The organism is Alcanivorax sp. HI0044, from assembly GCF_001634945.1.
This window is the reverse complement of sequence record NZ_LWEZ01001486.1, coordinates 1-1,749: the sequence shown is the minus strand read 5'-3', so window position 1 is coordinate 1,749 and position 1,749 is coordinate 1. Positions and strand designations below refer to the sequence as shown.

The 1,749-nt window shown below is 60.0% G+C and carries 1 protein-coding gene; it reads left to right on the top strand.

Annotated features, from left to right (window positions below; translation table 11 throughout):
• The coding region (locus A3730_RS22525) for a HAMP domain-containing sensor histidine kinase (RefSeq protein WP_063539000.1) at positions 1-1,749 on the top strand (1,749 nt) is incomplete at both ends.

Here is a 1,749-nt window from a genome sequence, read left to right as displayed (position 1 = left end):
GCGCCGGTCGCTATTCACACCCAGGAACCGGAAATCGTGTCCCGCTTTGAACTCAGCCGCTCCCGTGCCGGCAGCCGTTTGCTGGACTTCCTGCAGCGTGTCCGGCAGCGGGATATTCCGGGGCTGAATGATCAGGGCGGGTTGCTGAGCGAGGCCTGGCGCGACCTGACGGTGAAAACCGGTATTCCCCTTGAGGATGTGGTTGGCCCTTTCGACAACGTGAACCAGATTACCCAACGGTTGAGCAATGCCTTGTCCACGGTGTTGTTTGTGTCGGATCTGTCCATAGGCGAGGGGCTGGAACCCAATGAGGTGCTGTCTTTGCCGCTGGGGTCATTCCGCCAGGCCCAGGAAGATATCGGCCTGATCCGGGCGCTGGCTCTGTATGTGAGTCTGCGTGGCGGTTACCTGGGGGACAATGACGCCCGGCGGTTGGAGAATGCCTGGCAGCGTTTGCAGCACCAGGTGACTATCATTGATAGCGAAATCAAGGCGCTGGTGGCACGTACCGGTGCCATTGAGTTGCAGCAGCAGTGGCGCTTGGTGCAGGGCGGTTTGCTGTCGTTTCTGGAGTGGTCCGAGCAGGAATTGATTCTGGCGCCACGCATTCAGGTCTCCTGGGAAGAGGCTTACGACCACAGCCGCAGTGCCATGAAATCCCTGGATGGGCTGTCCGCCACGTTGATTTCCCTGGCGGACCAGCTGCTCAGCAATGTTCGCCAGGAAAAGGCCCGGGCCACGGTCTGGATGATGCTGGGTATCGTGCTGCTGTATGGGCTGGTGTTGGGGTTGGCGTTGTGGGTGTACCGGGCCAATTACCGGGCGATCAATGCCCGTGCCGAGAGCCAGGCCAAGGGTCTTTTCCTTGCCCGCATGAGCCACGAAATCCGAACGCCGCTGAACGGCGTGATCGGCTTGGCGGAATTGTTGCGCGAGACCGACCCGTCGCCACGGCAGCAGGAATATATCAGCCTGATTGATAGCGCCGGCCGTACCCTCACAGCGCTGATCAACGATGTGCTGGATTTCGCCAAGATTGAAGCAGGCAAACTGCAATTGGTTGAAGAACGCTTTGACTTGCCGACGCTACTGGCGGAATGCGTGCAGATGTTCAATTTGCCGGCCAGTGATAATGGCACCCTGGTGATTCTGGATGTGGATCCGCACACTTCTTCGGATGTGGTGGGGGACGCGATCCGGCTACGCCAGATCCTGATCAACCTGGTCGGCAACGCAGTAAAATTTACCCGCAATGGGCGGGTTGTATTGTCCCTGGTGTGCCGTCGCAGTGGCGGCGAAGCCCCGCTGTTCACCTTTGCGGTGACCGATACCGGCATTGGCTTGACCCAGGACGAGCAAGCGCAACTGTTCCAGCGTTTTTCTCAGGCTTCCGCCAATACCGCCCGTCGCTATGGAGGTACCGGGCTGGGGCTGTCCATCAGTCGCGAACTGGTGGGGCTGATGGGCGGAGAGATCCATGTGCACAGTACTCCGGGGCTGGGGTCCCGGTTCAGCTTCAGTATCCAGATGACCAGCGAGCAGGGTGACATCCCGATGATGGCGGAGCTGCCGCCAGCCAGTTGGCTCTGGGATGTGCAGGGAAGCCTGGTGGATTGGCTGGCCGATGACCCGCGTTTCGACACCGTGAAAGTGGTGAGGAGCATGGGGCAACTGGCGGAGGTGAACGGGGAGATCCGCAGTGGTGTTCTGCTGATCAATGGCCTGCCTGAGCAGGCGCTACTCGACGAA